The sequence below is a fragment of the Leptospira dzoumogneensis genome (assembly GCF_004770895.1).
Classification (GTDB): domain Bacteria; phylum Spirochaetota; class Leptospiria; order Leptospirales; family Leptospiraceae; genus Leptospira_B; species Leptospira_B dzoumogneensis.
This window is the reverse complement of record NZ_RQHS01000005.1, coordinates 50,383-64,769: the sequence shown is the minus strand read 5'-3', so window position 1 is coordinate 64,769 and position 14,387 is coordinate 50,383. Positions and strand designations below refer to the sequence as shown.

Annotated in this window: 13 protein-coding genes; 6 read left to right on the top strand and 7 right to left on the bottom strand. The window is 40.8% G+C overall.

Annotated elements, in window-relative coordinates:
• The first annotated feature begins 9 nt into the window (after positions 1 to 9).
• Positions 10 to 1,056 carry an LIC_10230 family protein gene (locus tag EHR06_RS01570; RefSeq protein WP_135755415.1) on the top strand — a complete coding sequence of 349 codons (1,047 nt, stop codon included), beginning with the start codon at positions 10 to 12 and terminating at the stop codon, positions 1,054 to 1,056.
• Here EHR06_RS01570 and EHR06_RS01565 read toward each other — a convergent pair.
• The 4 genes from EHR06_RS01565 to EHR06_RS01550 are packed head-to-tail and all read right to left on the bottom strand — an operon-like array spanning position 1,012 to position 3,502.
• A complete protein-coding gene (locus EHR06_RS01565; RefSeq protein ID WP_135755414.1) occupies positions 1,012 to 1,293 on the bottom strand; it encodes a hypothetical protein in 282 nt (93 codons plus the stop codon). The two genes, EHR06_RS01570 and EHR06_RS01565, sit on opposite strands and share 45 nt — an antisense overlap.
• Before the next feature lie 6 nt (positions 1,294 to 1,299).
• A complete protein-coding gene (locus EHR06_RS01560) occupies positions 1,300 to 1,986 on the bottom strand; it encodes a toxin-antitoxin system YwqK family antitoxin (RefSeq protein WP_135755413.1) in 687 nt (228 codons plus the stop codon).
• The gene (locus EHR06_RS01555; protein ID WP_135755412.1) at positions 1,987 to 2,754 is read right to left on the bottom strand and encodes a hypothetical protein; all 768 of its coding nucleotides are present in this window, start codon (positions 2,752 to 2,754) and stop codon (positions 1,987 to 1,989) included.
• Positions 2,744 to 3,502 (bottom strand): ParA family protein, encoded by a 759-nt coding sequence (locus tag EHR06_RS01550; RefSeq protein ID WP_135755411.1) that lies wholly within the window; start codon positions 3,500 to 3,502, stop codon positions 2,744 to 2,746. The genes EHR06_RS01555 and EHR06_RS01550 overlap by 11 nt, the downstream gene beginning before the upstream one ends.
• 116 nt (positions 3,503 to 3,618) lie before the next feature.
• Between EHR06_RS01550 and gatB the strand changes: the two genes are divergently transcribed.
• Together gatB and EHR06_RS01540 are read left to right on the top strand one after the other, a co-directional pair.
• Positions 3,619 to 5,076 (top strand): Asp-tRNA(Asn)/Glu-tRNA(Gln) amidotransferase subunit GatB, encoded by a 1,458-nt coding sequence (gene gatB, locus EHR06_RS01545; protein ID WP_135755410.1) that lies wholly within the window; start codon positions 3,619 to 3,621, stop codon positions 5,074 to 5,076.
• 214 nt (positions 5,077 to 5,290) lie between these two features.
• Positions 5,291 to 6,448 (top strand): Fic family protein, encoded by a 1,158-nt coding sequence (locus EHR06_RS01540; RefSeq protein WP_135755409.1) that lies wholly within the window; start codon positions 5,291 to 5,293, stop codon positions 6,446 to 6,448.
• Between the two features lie 19 nt (positions 6,449 to 6,467).
• Here EHR06_RS01540 and EHR06_RS01535 read toward each other — a convergent pair whose 3' ends face one another.
• The gene (locus EHR06_RS01535) at positions 6,468 to 6,938 is read right to left on the bottom strand and encodes a GNAT family N-acetyltransferase (protein ID WP_135755408.1); all 471 of its coding nucleotides are present in this window, start codon (positions 6,936 to 6,938) and stop codon (positions 6,468 to 6,470) included.
• A gap of 369 nt (positions 6,939 to 7,307) precedes the next feature.
• Here EHR06_RS01535 and dnaE point away from each other — a divergent pair, with 369 nt between their 5' ends.
• Both dnaE and EHR06_RS01525 read left to right on the top strand, forming a co-directional pair.
• Positions 7,308 to 10,829 carry a DNA polymerase III subunit alpha gene (gene dnaE / locus EHR06_RS01530; protein ID WP_208757742.1) on the top strand — a complete coding sequence of 1,174 codons (3,522 nt, stop codon included), beginning with the start codon at positions 7,308 to 7,310 and terminating at the stop codon, positions 10,827 to 10,829.
• 38 nt (positions 10,830 to 10,867) lie between these two features.
• Positions 10,868 to 11,410 (top strand): GNAT family N-acetyltransferase, encoded by a 543-nt coding sequence (locus tag EHR06_RS01525; protein WP_135755406.1) that lies wholly within the window; start codon positions 10,868 to 10,870, stop codon positions 11,408 to 11,410.
• A gap of 3 nt (positions 11,411 to 11,413) precedes the next feature.
• Here EHR06_RS01525 and EHR06_RS01520 read toward each other — a convergent pair whose 3' ends face one another.
• Complete coding sequence (locus EHR06_RS01520) at positions 11,414 to 12,478, bottom strand: histidine kinase dimerization/phosphoacceptor domain -containing protein (protein WP_135755405.1); 1,065 nt, start codon at positions 12,476 to 12,478, stop codon at positions 11,414 to 11,416.
• Positions 12,479 to 12,529: 51 nt separating this feature from the next.
• Positions 12,530 to 13,438: a M23 family metallopeptidase gene (locus tag EHR06_RS01515; protein ID WP_167492261.1), complete on the bottom strand. Its 909-nt coding sequence runs from the start codon at positions 13,436 to 13,438 to the stop codon at positions 12,530 to 12,532.
• A gap of 34 nt (positions 13,439 to 13,472) precedes the next feature.
• Here EHR06_RS01515 and EHR06_RS01510 point away from each other — a divergent pair, with 34 nt between their 5' ends.
• The gene (locus EHR06_RS01510; RefSeq protein WP_100722163.1) at positions 13,473 to 14,378 is read left to right on the top strand and encodes a sigma-70 family RNA polymerase sigma factor; all 906 of its coding nucleotides are present in this window, start codon (positions 13,473 to 13,475) and stop codon (positions 14,376 to 14,378) included.
• The last annotated feature ends 9 nt before the right edge of the window (positions 14,379 to 14,387 follow it).

Sequence of the window (14,387 nt, the reverse complement as noted above, 5' to 3'; positions counted from 1 at the left end):
GATTAAGGTATGAAATCTCGCATTAAATTGACCATCACTTACATTATCCCTTTTGTTCTTCTACTGGTCAGTGGATTTCAACTTTTCCTACAGCCTACATTTCTGAATACAAACGACACTTCTACTATGGAAGCGTTATTAGATGGGACTGCAAGAGAACCAATCTCCGGATTTTATTTCCAGGGTGGTGCGATCTCTCAGATGCTTCTGACTGAAAATATCTTAAAAGAGATAGAAGATCCAAGTCTTCCGAGTGATTCTCAACCGGAAGAGATCAAAAACAGATTGGGAAGAGTTTTACTCGGACAAAGATTACAGATCTTCTTTTATGTATTCTTAGCAGTTCTTTCCCTGACTTCTTTTCTTTCTCTTTATTTCAAAGCGTTCTTCTACGCGTTCTTAAATAGGGTTTTATACTTTTTCGGTTTTATTCACGGACTTTTCAGTATGCCGAATATCGCGTTGGCAGGTGCAAGTTCAGGAAAAGCGGAAGACCTTTTTTGGGTGATACCATCCTTGTTCTTGGCATTCGCATGGATCATCGGAATGGTTTATCTGATGTTCACCATCGGAAAACTTTTTTCTAAAGATGATGCGGATCGTTTTTATTCTCTTAAAAATCTGAGAGAAGACGAATCTGAATTTAGATCCGAAAGTAATCGGAACAATTCTTTTGCTACTGCACTTCTCCACTTTTTAGGGATTGTGGCATTGGGAACTTTGATCGGAAATATTGTTTATATTCCGCTATTCGTTCTCCAAAAAAATTATTCCGAACCTTTCGGGATCTTAATAGCAGGAGCGGTAATTGCCGTTTCTGCGTTTTATATCCGAAATTATCTTAAATTCGGAAGAAGTCCCGAACTAAGCACTTATCAAAACTTGGCTTTAGGGATCAGCTATTTACAGGTTAGATTTATCAGGATCGCTTTGATGATACTTTTGGTCCTGATATTGGTTGTTGTATTTATTCTTTTCTTATTTAACTTACTTACGATCAACTTTGGAATATTAGAATCCCTGTTTCCATCCATCGATAGTAGACAGAATCTCTAAAGCGTTCTTTCCCAGCCAATAACAAAGAATAATATGAGAAAAAGCTAAACCGGAATAGCTTAATCTATCTAATACTCTTCTGAATGCGATAAATATTCCTAGATGAGTTACGATCAGAGAAAGTATAAAACCTTCTCCCGCATAATGATTCAATGTGAGATACACACTTAAGTAGACTGTAATGATAAAAAATCCGCAGGCGGCAAACTTCTCCAGTTTGAGATGCCTAGGATCCATTTAAGATTATCCGCAGCGAGATTCTTTTTTCTGAACTTCGCAGAGAACTTTTCCAGTGGGCGAAAAGATAGTTCTAGATAAGAATTCTCCATTCTCGTCGAAAACTTCGACAGATTCAGTTTGTCTGTTCGGGAAGTAATAGAACCAAGTGCGGATCTTTCTTCCTTTGGAATAATAACCTGAATATTCCAGTTCTCCGTCTTTGAAGTATTTCTGCCAGAAGTCGGATTTTTGTCCGTTCTTATAATTGCCTTTTACTTCTAGAGTTCCTTCCGGATAATATCTCTCGTACGGACCTTCTTCATTTCCTTCGTCCCCGTTAATTTGGGCGAATTCATCTTTGATCTGGCTTCCGAATCTTTGTTTGATATAAGGTTTGCCGTCCGCAAAATACCAAACCCAGTCACCTACCTTAGAACCATGTTCGTATTTTCCGATAGAAGAGATCCCTTCTTCGGATCTGAGATAGGATTTGCACAGCCCGTGATAGAGCTTATTCTCGTCTAAGGGACATTCGAAATATAACTTTCCATTATCGTAATATATTCTGGAGAGCCCCGGCTCATTCAAAATATAAGCGTTCATGTTTTTGTCGTATTTTGCTCCTGCGGGCAGCCCCTGAGGTCTTTCCGCGGATTCACAAAAGAACGTAAATAGGCAAACGAAGAATATTATAAATTTTGAAAATTTCATCTAGTCGATGGTGAACTTTTTGGATACGAGAATTTCCCCATTCTCGTCTTTGATCTCCGCTTCGTAAGAACCTTCGTCGTCGAAGAAAGAATCATCATAATAGGTTTGGAATTTATCGAATCTGCGTTTGAATTCTTTTTCTTGGACGCTGATCTCTTCCTTGGATTCGTCCACTTTATAGATCGTAAGTTTGATCTTGTCCGGGGAGAACCAACCGCCTCTTTTATAATAAATGAAAAAGTCCTGTCCGTGAGTGAAATGATATTCTTTTTCGGAACCCATTCCTGAAACCTTGTCCGGGGTCATCTTATCCACGTCCATATAGATCTCGTGTTTAGAAGGCCAGATCCACCAAACAAAGATCAAAACCAAGAAGACACCGAGAATGCGGATCCACTTTTTATTTCCGCTGGAATCACGGAGTCCCGTTTGTGTGTATTCTTCTATCCTCATACCGTTGTTTACCTTGAAAATGGGCTCTTTTTTGGGCAATTGTTTTTCCCGGCTTTCGGCCGCTTCTGAAGAAGCGGAATAAGTCTCCGACTTAGGATTTTGTTCAGGAACAGAATGAGACGATCGGGAAGAAGTTGGAGTCTCAGGAATTGATCCTGCAGCCGCAGACTGGGAAATTTGCTCTGCAACCGCAGGTTTGGGATCTTGCTCCGGAGTTGTAACCTTGGGACCTTCTTCTTTTGAAACTTCTCCCCCTAATGTTTTTTTGACGGCTGCCCCTGCCGCTTTTTTTAGTAAGTCCTTCTTACCCGCCAAAAGAATAGACCTCGTCTGTGAATTGTTGGTAGGCTTTGGTCGTTTTGTTTTTGGGTTGGTATTCGTACAAAGACTGGTTCAAAAGATGCGCCTCTTCTACTGCAACGGAAGGAGGAATTTTAGATTCGAATAGACGAAGATGTTCTTCTATCATAGGAACCACCGTTTGAGACATCGTGGTCCTTTGTTGGAATAAGGTCAATAATGCTCCCAAAATTTTCAGATCAGGATTAAACCTTTTTACCGTATGGTTTTTGGCTTCTAAGATCGCTTCTATCCCATCCAATGAAAACTTAGAGATCTGCAATGGAACAATAAGTCCGGTCGCCGCAACAAACGCATTCATGGTGATCAAAGAAAGACTAGGCGGACAATCTATCACTACCCAATCAAAATCATTTGAGACAGTTTCCAAAGCTTCTTTCAGAACAAAAAATCCGTCCATTTTCCCGGAAAGTAAAACATCGATTTGAGAAAGTTTAGAAGAAGCAGGTAGTAAACTTAAACCGTCGATCCTGGTAGGAGTGATCAGTTCACGAATAGGGACCTTCTCACTAAAAAGTAAAAAAGAGTCCAACCCATTTTTGGAAGAAGATTCCGAAAACACGGAACTCGCATTGCTCTGGGCATCCAGGTCTATCAACAAAACCCTTTCTCCCTTTCTGGCAAGACCCACAGCAAGATGGACGGACGTAGTGGTTTTGCCCACTCCCCCTTTTTGATTGGCTATACAAAGAGTTTGTTTCATTCAAAAATCCGTTGCCGGTACTGGTCCTCTTGGAAGAATAACTCCATAGGCCTCTAAAATTTCAAGGACAAGGAAAAAAATCCTAGTCTTTCCGGAACAGAGGCAAGGGAGCCCTAATGGAATACGAAGTAATCATCGGTTTGGAAGTACATGCTCAATTAAACACGGATTCCAAAGTTTTCTCCGATAGCCCTTCCAAATTCGGAGCCGCTCCTAATTCCCAGGTTTCCTCCGTTTGTTTGGGACTTCCAGGCTCTTTGCCTGTTTTAAACGAAGAAGCTTTGACCAAGGCAATCATGGCAGGTCTAGCATTCGGTTCCAATATCACTCTTCATACTAAGTTCGATAGAAAAAATTATTTTTATCCTGACCTTCCAAAGGGTTACCAAATTTCACAATTCGACAGACCGATCTGCGAAGGTGGAAAGATCTATTTTACGGTAAAGGGAGAAGATAAACCTAGATCCGTAAACCTCACACGTATTCATATAGAAGAAGATGCCGGAAAATTAATACACTCCGCAGATCCTAAAATCCCTCAGTCTTATGTGGACTTGAATCGTGCAGGAACTCCTTTGATAGAGATCGTTTCTGAACCGGACATGCGTTCTTCAGACGAAGCATACTATTATCTTTTAGCTCTTAAATCCGTTCTTAGATATATTAGAGTTTCCGATTGTAATATGGAAGAAGGTTCACTCCGCTGTGATGCGAACGTTTCCATTCGTCCTAAAGGTTCCGATAAATTCGGAACAAGAGTAGAGATCAAAAACCTGAACTCATTCAAGGCAGTTAAGGCAGCCATCGATTACGAAGTAGAATGGCAAAAAGATATGTACACTCAGGGAAAAACTTTCCCTCAACAAACAAAACTTTGGGACTCGGCATCCAATGTGACTCTCACAATGAGAACCAAAGAGATGAGCCATGACTATAGATATTTCCCGGATCCGGACCTTCCTCCTGTAATTCTTACCAAAGAAACCGTCGAAGATATCCGCAAATCCCTTCCTGAACTTCCTGACGCAAGAAGGGACAGATTCGTAGAAAAACTGGGACTCCCTAAATACGATGCAGAAGTTCTAACCGCAGAAAGAGAGATCGCAGACTATTACGAAAGTGCTCTTAAAGTTTCCGGGGACGCGAAAAGAACCTCCAATTGGGTCAAAGACGAAGTATTAGGAATTGTTAATAAAGAAAGTATTACTATCTCCGAATTCAAAGTTGGACCTGAAAGAATAGGCGGCCTAGTAAAACTCATCGCTGACGGAAAAATTTCAGGTAAAATCGGTAAAACCGTATTCGAAGAAATGCTCGGAACTGATAAAGATCCGGAAACAATCGTAACCGAAAAAAATCTGATCGTAGTTCGTGACGACAAAGAGATCGAAAGGATCGTAGACGAAGCAATCGCCGCAAACGAAGACGCTGTCCAAAAATACAAATCAGGTAAGGACAGGGCCCTCGGCGCGATCGTAGGTTATGTGATGAAAGTCTCCAAAGGAAAAGCGGATCCTAATTTAGTGAACCAGATGTTGTTGGATAAACTGGGACCTCTGCCGCCTAAGGGTTGATTCTCTTAAACTCCTGAGTTATGTCTGATTTTTAAATAGGGACAAGGTATAATAATTTAGCCTTCCTCACAGAATGTATATTCTCATTATTTTTTGTCTGTCCAGTTGTATGGACGAAGCTGGGCTCATAATCAGACAAAAGACTGGACATCTTTTTGGACAAAATTAGTATCATTTTTGTCCAATCTTTTGGGGAGATAATTTTCTTAATCTTATGTCCAGTTATAATCACATTTCTTTTAAGCCGATATGGACTATAGGTGAGAAAACAATCTATGAATTGGGACAATGTGAAGCCCTAATTCTGACATTATCAGAGACACCGATCTTCCCCAATTATAGGCGCCAACTATTACATGTTTCTCTAGTCAAAGGAGCTCAATCTACAACTGCAATCGAAGGAAATACACTTTCCGAAGAAGAAATAAATGAATTGATAGAAGGAAAAGAACTCTCCCCTAGCAAAGAATACCAAGCACAAGAAGTAAAAAACATATTAGAAGCTTTTAATAACATTCTTACGCAAGTAGTCGATGGTGATCGGCCATTATTATCACTTGATCTAATTAAAGAATTACATACCAAGGTTGGAAAAAATTTAGGCGAAATCTTTCGCGCTATACCGGGACAATTTCGGAAAGAAAATGTAGTCGTAGGTAAATATAGACCCCCCGACTATCAAAATGTAGAATCGTTACTAAATGAGCTCTGTCACTGGATGAAAAGTTACTTTCATTTTGAAAAAGGGCAAAGTTTTGCTGAAACTGTAATTCAATCTATAGTTTCACATGTATACATTGCATGGATTCATCCATTTGGAGACGGAAATGGACGGACAGCAAGATTATTGGAATTTTTTATCTTATTGAGAGCCGGGAATCCGGATTTCGCCTCTCATATCTTGTCAAATTTTTATAATGAAACAAGACCGGAATATTATGCGCATTTAGATAAATCCACTAGGACCGGAGACTTATCAGAATTTATAGCTTATGCAGTGAAAGGTTATTTAGACGGGCTTAAAAAAGTTATGGCAACTATCAATAAGTCCCAAGTCGAAATATTTTGGCGTGGTTATATTCATGATACCTTTAGTCATGGCCCCTTGACTGCGAAAAATGAAAATGTAAATAAAAGAAGAAGAAATCTGGTATTATCCATGCCGTATGATCGGCCTGTATCTGTAGAAGAGATGACACTATTGTCTAGAGAACTTATCTTAATATATAAAGACCTGTCAGATAAGACAATTGATCGAGATATTCAGGAATTATTAAGATTAGAATTAATTACTGAAATCAGCTCAAATAGATTCCAAATAAATCAGAATATATTAAAAAAAGCCCTCCCAAGAAAAGCTCAAAAAAAATAGAGATAAAGAATCTTCACCCCTACTTCTGCTTAGGGATCTCCCAATAATAGTGTAAATATTCCTCGTTTAATTTAAATCCGAAACGTTCGTATAAATGTCTCGCGTGGCGATTATCAGGATGAGTTTCTAATCCCATTCCCTTGCCGCCGTGTTCGATTACATGATTTGCGGCTCCGTCCAGGATTTTTTTAGCGGTCCCTCTTCTACGTTCCGTTTCTCTAATATACAGATCGTTGAGAATATAGTCCCTTCTCATGGATAAAGAGGAGAAGATCGGGTAAAGTTGTGCGAAACCGAGTAATCTCCCTCCATCTTCTGCAACGATCAAAACGGAATCTTTATGTAAAAGTCTATCTTCTAAAAACTTTTTAGCTCCCGTAAGATCCGAAGGTAATTCGTAAAATTTACGATAAAGATCGAATAATTCCGAAAGTTCTTCTAGATCGGAACGGCTGGCAATTCTTATGTTGATTGAATTTTCTTTTTGCATATTTGTTTTGAAGGGAATAAAAACACTCCGCGTTTTTAAGTCTATTTCGATTTTCTAAATTATACTTCTACTTCTCCGATTTCCGGGTCTTTCATCCGCTTTCTCTTCTTTTTGAAATTTTTTCTTATCCATAAGTAGTAGAAATCACTACAGGAGGGACCTTTCGATAAGTCGGCTTAGACTTCGGTAAATCGCCCATGGGAATCGTTTTAGAAAGAGTAGATTTTATTATTTTTTCCCATTATGATTCTCAAGGAAAGGCTTCGGGAAATTCTGGCATTTCGATCCGTAAATCCAGAACCGGTTTTTGAGATTTCCGGCTACTCCGCTTGACGGAGACAGGACCCGATTTCTATTATGTCCCTTGGTATGGAAGACTTCGCCCACCTTCATCTCCACACAACCTACTCTATGCTCGACGGGGCGATCCGGATCAAAGAGCTAATGCAGCATGTTAAGGAGCTTGGTATGAGCTCCGTGGCAATGACTGACCATGGAAACATGTTCGGTGCCATCGAATTTTACAATGAAGCGACCAAAGCAGGCGTAAAACCCATCATCGGCTGCGAATTTTACGTTTCCCCTAACAGAAAAGCGGAAACGGAAGAATTTAAGATCGCCGACGGAAACGCATACCATCTTATTCTTCTCGCTAAAAACGAAGTAGGTTACAAAAATCTAATAAAGCTCGCGAGTAAATCTTATACCGAAGGTTTTTATAAAAAGGCACGGATCGATTACGATCTTCTGGACAGACATAGCGATGGTTTGGTCTGTCTTACTGCTTGCCTCGCCGGAGAAGTGAACCGCAAAATTTTAGAAGGTAAGGCGCCTGAATCCTTCCAGCTTGCAGGTAAACTAAACGAAATTTTCAATAAAGAAGACTTCTACTTAGAGATCCAAAACCACGGAATTCCCGAGCAGGATATTGTTGCAAAAGGTGTATACGATCTCGCTCAAAAAACCGGGATCAAATTAGTAGTCACAAACGATTCTCACTTCCTGAAAAAAGACGATAAAGAAGCGCAGGACATTCTTCTTCGTATCGGAATGAGAAAGAACATCGAAGACGAGATGGAGTTCGGGTTCAACCAACACTTCTACGTTAAAAGTCCTGCGGAGATGAAGGCACTCTTCCCTGAACTTCCTCAGGCATTCTATTCTACATTAGAAGTTCGTGATAAAGTAGATCTCAAATTAAAATTCGGAAATTATCTTCTACCTGAGTTTGCAGTTCCAAACGGTTTCGATGAATACGGTTTTATGGAAAAACTGGTTTGGGAAGGAATAAGCCAACGTTACCCTCAGGTCACTCCCGAGATCAAAGAAAGAGTGGAATTCGAGCTAAACACGATCAAGAGCATGCACTTCGCAGGTTACTTCTTGATCGTTCAGGATTATATTAACTTTGCCAAAAAAACCGGGATCCCGGTTGGACCTGGTAGAGGATCCGCAGCAGGCTCCATCGTGGCTTATGCACTTGGAATTACAAACGTAGAACCTTTACAGTTCAACCTGCTCTTCGAAAGATTTTTGAATCCGGACAGGAAGGACATGCCGGATATAGATACGGACTTCTGCGTGGAACGCCGAGAAGAAGTAATCAATTATATCCGCCAAAAATACGGAGAAGATAGAGTCGGTCAGATCATTACGTTCGGATCCTTAGGCGCAAAGGCAGCACTCAAAGACGTTGCACGAGTGATGAATCTTCCATTCGAAGAATCTAATAAACTCACAAGTTATTGTCCAAGCAAACCCGGTATCACAATCGACGAAGCTCTGGCTATGTCCGGTGACTTAAAACTAGCCAGTGAAAAAGACGAATTAAACAAAAAAATATTCGCGATCGCAAAACGTCTGGAAGGAAACCATAGACAACCCGGACGCCACGCGGCCGGTGTTGTAATCTCACCTTTTCCTTTAGAGGAAGTTGTTCCTCTTTCCACAGTTGCGGAGAAGGACAAACCAGGCTTCCGTTCTATCGTAACTCAGTATGAAAAAAACAATTTGGAAGCCGTCGGTCTCATCAAGATGGATATCTTGGGTCTCAAAAACTTAACGACCCTGAACTATGCGATCAAACTTGTAAGAGAAAGAAGAGGGATCGAATTAGATCTGGATAAAATCCCTCTGGATGATGCAAACACCTATGCTTTATTAAGAAAAGCGAATACACTTGGGATCTTCCAGTTAGAATCCACCGGTATCACGGATCTTGTGGCGCGAAGCCAGGTCTCTAATTTCGACGAGATTGTAGCCTTGATCGCACTTTATCGTCCCGGTCCTATGGAATCAGGGATGTTAGAGGAATACTTGGAGCGTAAGAGCGGTAAAAAGCCCGTTACATATCCACACTCTTCCACAGAATCTATCTTAAAAGAAACATTCGGGCTCACTGTTTACCAAGAGCAGGTGATGAGTATCTCCCGTGTCGTGGGCGGATACACCATGGGCGAATCGGATATGCTCCGAAAAGCAATGGCCAAGAAGAAAAAAGAACTTATGGATCCTCTGCGGGTCAAGTTCATCGACGGTGCCCAAGCGCAAGGCCATGCAAAAAAATTCGCGGAAGAACTTTTCGATCAGTTGGAAAAATTCGGAGGATATGGATTCAATAAATCCCACTCCGTGGCCTACGCGTTAGTCACTTACCAAACCGCCTATATGAAGGCAAATTATCCTACCGAGTATATGGCAGCATTGCTCGCGGGAGATCATTCTAAAACCACCGATATCACAAAATATATCAATAACGCCCGCGAAATGGGGATCAACGTTTTGACTCCTGACGTAAACGAGTCGGACGTATCCTTCTCCGTAATCGACGACCAAACAATTCGATTCGGTATCTCTGCAATGAAAGGTGTGGGAGAAGGCGCAGCAGAAAATATTATCCAAGCCAGAAAGAATCTCGGAGGTTTTAAAGAGATCACCGAGTTCATGACCAATATAGACACTCGAGTATTGAATAAAAAAATCCTCGAGGCGTTAGTGCAAGGTGGTGCATTAGATTCTTTCGGCTACACTCGAAAATGCCTATTCGAGTCCATGGATAGCCTGGTTTCATTCGCACAAAAAGAACAGGAAAGATCAAGAGAAGGTCAATTCTCTCTTTTCGGAGACAGCGGGCTCAGCTACGAATTAAAACTTCCTAAAGACGCAGACGAATGGGAAATGGAAGACAGACTAAAGAGAGAAAAATCTGTCACCGGCCTTTTCCTTTCCGGACACCCTTTAGATAAATACAAAGGCCACTTAAAAAGTCTAAACTCGGTTCCGATTGAAACATTAGATAATATTAAAGCAGGCAATAAGGTAGAAATAGCCGGAATTCTTACTTCCTTAAAGATCAAATTCACCAAGAAAAAAGAAGAATTCGTAAACTTCAAATTGGAAGATCGCACCGGAGAAATTGAATGTGTGGCCTTCCCTAAAGTTTACCAAAAGTTCAAAGAGATCATCAAAGAAGACCAGGCGGTATTCCTAAAAGGAGATCTGGACAGGATAGAAGCAGGAGAATCCGAGCTCAGAGGACAGATCAAAGTAAATAGTTTCGAAATATTGAACGATGCTACCATCGAAGATAAAATGGAAAAGGCTCTTCATATCAAACTTGGAGACCGCCATCGAAAAATGCCGGATATCATCGGGCAACTGCATACTTTACTGGCAGCATATCAGGGAAATTCCCAAGTATATTTCCATCTAATCTCCGGGGACGAAGAGAAGAAAGTAATCCGCGCTCATAATCATTACTCAGTACAGCCGAATCCTGAACTGATGAATCGATTGGTTACATTATTGGGAGAAGAAACCGTATACGAAAGTTTCGGAGACAATGTAAGGGTCTACGGAACGAACGGAACCAAACAAGCGGTTAAGATCTAAATTCTTTCCGGATTGACCCCTACTCTTACGATCTGCAGATGCTGGAAACTTCCCGCTTACTATTAAGAAAATGGAAACCGGACGATCTGGAGCCATTTTCCAGAATGAACTCTCATCCGAGTGTGATGAGATTTTTTCCCAAATTACTCAATAAATCCGAAACAGAAAAACTCATACTTAAGATCGACGAGCATTGGGAAAAATTCGGCTTCGGATTATTTGCATTAGAAGAAAAGTTTTCCGGAAAATTTTTCGGATTCACCGGACTTATGTACACAAATTTTCGATCCTTCTTCACACCCGCATTGGAAATAGGCTGGAGATTGGACCAAAACTTTTGGGGAAAAGGATTCGCAAAAGAAGCTGCCGCAGAAGTTTTGAGATTCGGATTTGAGAATATTCAAATAAAAAAGATCGTTTCTTTTACTTCCAGGATCAATCATCCTTCCAGAGGAGTGATGAATAGTTTAGGATTCCATTATTCAGGAGAATTCGAACATCCTAGAGTTAAATTAGGATCCTCTCTCAGAACTCATGTTCTTTATAGGATCGATTTTGAAGATTGGAAAAACAAAAAATAAGGTTTATCTTTTTAAAGTCACCAAACTCGCCGAAACTTTTCCACTTCCGCTAGGATCCACCTTTAGATCTCCGCCCGAATGACTGAGTAAATCTCTAGAAAAACGACTCCAATCCCCTTCCGTTAAACTTGCACCCTCTACTTGTAGTTCCAAGGTTTTAACCGTAGGATTCCTAAAACTGATCTTCAGATCTTCCACATGATTCGTAACCGATTCTGAAGTTGCGGAAACTATTTCTCCCAACACTAAAAGAAGAAGGTTCGCTTCTTTCACATCTAACTGGTAATGTTTTGCAACCGGATCCAAGTTCGGAAGAGCCTTGTATTTGGAGACGATACGATTCAGATAATTTTCGATCACTTCTCCTATAGAAACACTTTGTATATGTGCCGCATCTTGGGAGACAGTATGGACGGAAGTAAGAGCTAATATTCTTCTTTCCAAAACCTGAAGTACATTATGAGTTTCTAAAGAATGTTCCGAATCTTTCAAAAAAGAGACCATCTCCAGTATCACCTGCATATTATTTCTGACCCTATGAGTGAGCTCTTTTAAAAGAACATCCTTATCCAGGATCAGCTTGTCCATGTTCGCACCTATCAAAACGGCGAATAACGTAAGAACACAAAGTGATGCAATAGAATCCGTATAAATTTCACCACCAACCGATCCGAACGAAATTCCGGTTTTCCAAAAGATAAGTCCTAAACAATAGAACATTGCAAGAACTGCCATCTTACGATTGAAGAAATAGAGTTGAAAAAAAACTAAAACAGGGAACCAAACTGCTGCATTCTTAACACCAGGACCGTAAACAACTCCGAGTCCTAAAGCTAAAGCGAACAAAAAAGAAGAAAGATAAACCGCTTCTTTGTATCTGGACTTATACAGTAGAAAACAACATAGGATAGAGGTGATCCCTGCAACTGTATATCCAGGCCTGAAAGTATGGTTGCCTGTTAAAAATTCAAAGCCCAAGATCCCTGCAGACATCAAGCCTACAACGATCGCGATCCCTAAAAGATACTTTTTCCTAGGCAAACCTGGGAGATCTACGACTTCAAACATAAGGGTACCCTATTTTCCGAAAGGACCGGATAGAATAAACTTATTGGACGGTTAACGGATGCGGTTTACGTAAAAGGTAAACGTTTTTTCGGTAAGATTTTGACGAAAGTCCCAGGCAAGAACCTTTATCACATTCTCCCCATTACGAAAATCTAAATGACCTATCAAATATTGGTCCTTAAAATAGAGTTCCGTAAAAGGAAAACCCTCTGAGTTTTTCCATTCTCCTTTTTCGTAATGTAGATTGGAAAAGCTTGCCTTCTTCAATAATTGCCCGTTCAAGGAGACTTGGATCTGAGAAACACCTCTTCTTTGGCCCGGTTTTTTTCCCGCGTCTTGGATCCCTACCGTAACAGGAAATGCCTTCGAAATATTGATATTGTCTCCGTCGTTGACCTGGCTGTATTTATATTCGTCCTGATGGATCAGTAGATTTCCGATCACTGGAGGATTTTCATCTTCCACGATAGGCAAAACCTTCATAGGATCTTGGATGGTCTTTCCGAAATCTTTTAGTAAAACAAAATGCAGGTGGGCTCCGCTGGAGTGGCCTGTGTTTCCGGTATAGGCGATCTTCTCTCCGCCGGCGACTAGACGTTCTTCTAATAAACCGGGAAGTCGTCCATCCTTCAAATGGTAGTAGGAAGAATACGTCCCATTTCCGTGATCCAGCCAAACCGAGTTTCCGGTTCCGAATTCTTCCCCAAAAGGATCGTCTTCGCCAAACCATGAGTAGAGGATCTTTCCCTCCGCCATCGCCAAAACCGGGTCTCCAGTAGAAGCGATGTCCATTCCGTTATGAAAATGGTCCCCCCGGGATTCTCCGAACACTGAGGTAACCTTATTCTCGATTCCGTCGGTTTTCACCGGGAAAAGAAAATTTATTACTTTATCGTTTTGCGCAAAGGTGCTTAGATGGAACGCGGCCAAGATAATTCCAAGGGATATACTACGTCTCATATCGTTGGCTCTCAGGTGCAAGGTTACATAAAGAATGAATTTGTCAAAGGATAAAACCCTCGACCTAGTTACCCGATGCGGGGAAGGAGACGAGGCCGCTCTCAAGTTATTCTTCGAGTCCTATTCCGAAGATATTTACAATTTTCCGATGAAGATCTTCCACCTCAGTGAAGATGATGCCGGAGACTTTTTCTTATACGCGTTCGAAAGACTGAAAACCGGAGCTAGGTTCTCTAGCTTCAAAGGTAAATCAAGTTTTAGAACATGGTTCTACTCAGTTCTACGTAATATGCTCATCGATTGGCAAAGAACCAAACGAGAGCTAAAGATGACCAACCTTGGAAAGATCAACAAGGAAGGAAAAGAATACGCGACTATCGAAGACGAACCGGATCTTCGCCCGGATCTAGTGGAAGAAGCCCAAGAGTTAACCAAACATTTCCACCAGGTGCTCGGAGAGATAGGCGTAGAGAAGAGAGTCATTTTTAAACTTTCTTATATATATTACCTGAACCTAGACGAAGAAGAGATCCAATTCCTGATCGAAAAAACGAATCTGAGCGTGGACGAAATTAAAAAGAAAATTTTAGGCCTTCGCTCCGAACTTTCCAAGCGGGAAGAAGAGAATATACGTATGGAAGACAAGATTACGTCTCTATATTTAAATATTCTGGAGCTGAAAGAAAAGCAGACTGTAACTGTTAAGAAAGCCCCCTTACTTCCTCAAGAAATAGATAAAACTTCCCAAGCATTAAAGAAGAAATACGAACAACGGAAAAAACTCTTAGAAAAGCGCAAAAAAGGCCATTTCCTGGCAAGGACCCCATACAGAGAGGTTGCTGACCTTTTAGGGATAACCGAGGGAAATGTGAGCGTTACACTACTCAGATTGATCGAAAAAATACAAAAAAAACTCAAATTTTCGGAATTGTCCGAGTAGAAACAATCG

What these genes read in the sequence shown, in the direction of transcription:
- EHR06_RS01570 (WP_135755415.1), top strand. Translation starts at nt 10, where the DNA reads ATGAAATCTCGCATTAAATTGACCATCACTTACATTATCCCTTTTGTT.
- EHR06_RS01565 (WP_135755414.1), bottom strand. Translation starts at nt 1,293, where the DNA reads ATGGATCCTAGGCATCTCAAACTGGAGAAGTTTGCCGCCTGCGGATTT.
- EHR06_RS01560 (WP_135755413.1), bottom strand. Translation starts at nt 1,986, where the DNA reads ATGAAATTTTCAAAATTTATAATATTCTTCGTTTGCCTATTTACGTTC.
- EHR06_RS01550 (WP_135755411.1), bottom strand. Translation starts at nt 3,502, where the DNA reads ATGAAACAAACTCTTTGTATAGCCAATCAAAAAGGGGGAGTGGGCAAA.
- gatB (WP_135755410.1), top strand. Translation starts at nt 3,619, where the DNA reads ATGGAATACGAAGTAATCATCGGTTTGGAAGTACATGCTCAATTAAAC.
- EHR06_RS01540 (WP_135755409.1), top strand. Translation starts at nt 5,291, where the DNA reads ATGTCCAGTTATAATCACATTTCTTTTAAGCCGATATGGACTATAGGT.
- EHR06_RS01535 (WP_135755408.1), bottom strand. Translation starts at nt 6,938, where the DNA reads ATGCAAAAAGAAAATTCAATCAACATAAGAATTGCCAGCCGTTCCGAT.
- dnaE (WP_208757742.1), top strand. Translation starts at nt 7,308, where the DNA reads ATGGAAGACTTCGCCCACCTTCATCTCCACACAACCTACTCTATGCTC.
- EHR06_RS01525 (WP_135755406.1), top strand. Translation starts at nt 10,868, where the DNA reads ATGCTGGAAACTTCCCGCTTACTATTAAGAAAATGGAAACCGGACGAT.
- EHR06_RS01520 (WP_135755405.1), bottom strand. Translation starts at nt 12,478, where the DNA reads ATGTTTGAAGTCGTAGATCTCCCAGGTTTGCCTAGGAAAAAGTATCTT.
- EHR06_RS01515 (WP_167492261.1), bottom strand. Translation starts at nt 13,438, where the DNA reads ATGAGACGTAGTATATCCCTTGGAATTATCTTGGCCGCGTTCCATCTA.
- EHR06_RS01510 (WP_100722163.1), top strand. Translation starts at nt 13,473, where the DNA reads ATGAATTTGTCAAAGGATAAAACCCTCGACCTAGTTACCCGATGCGGG.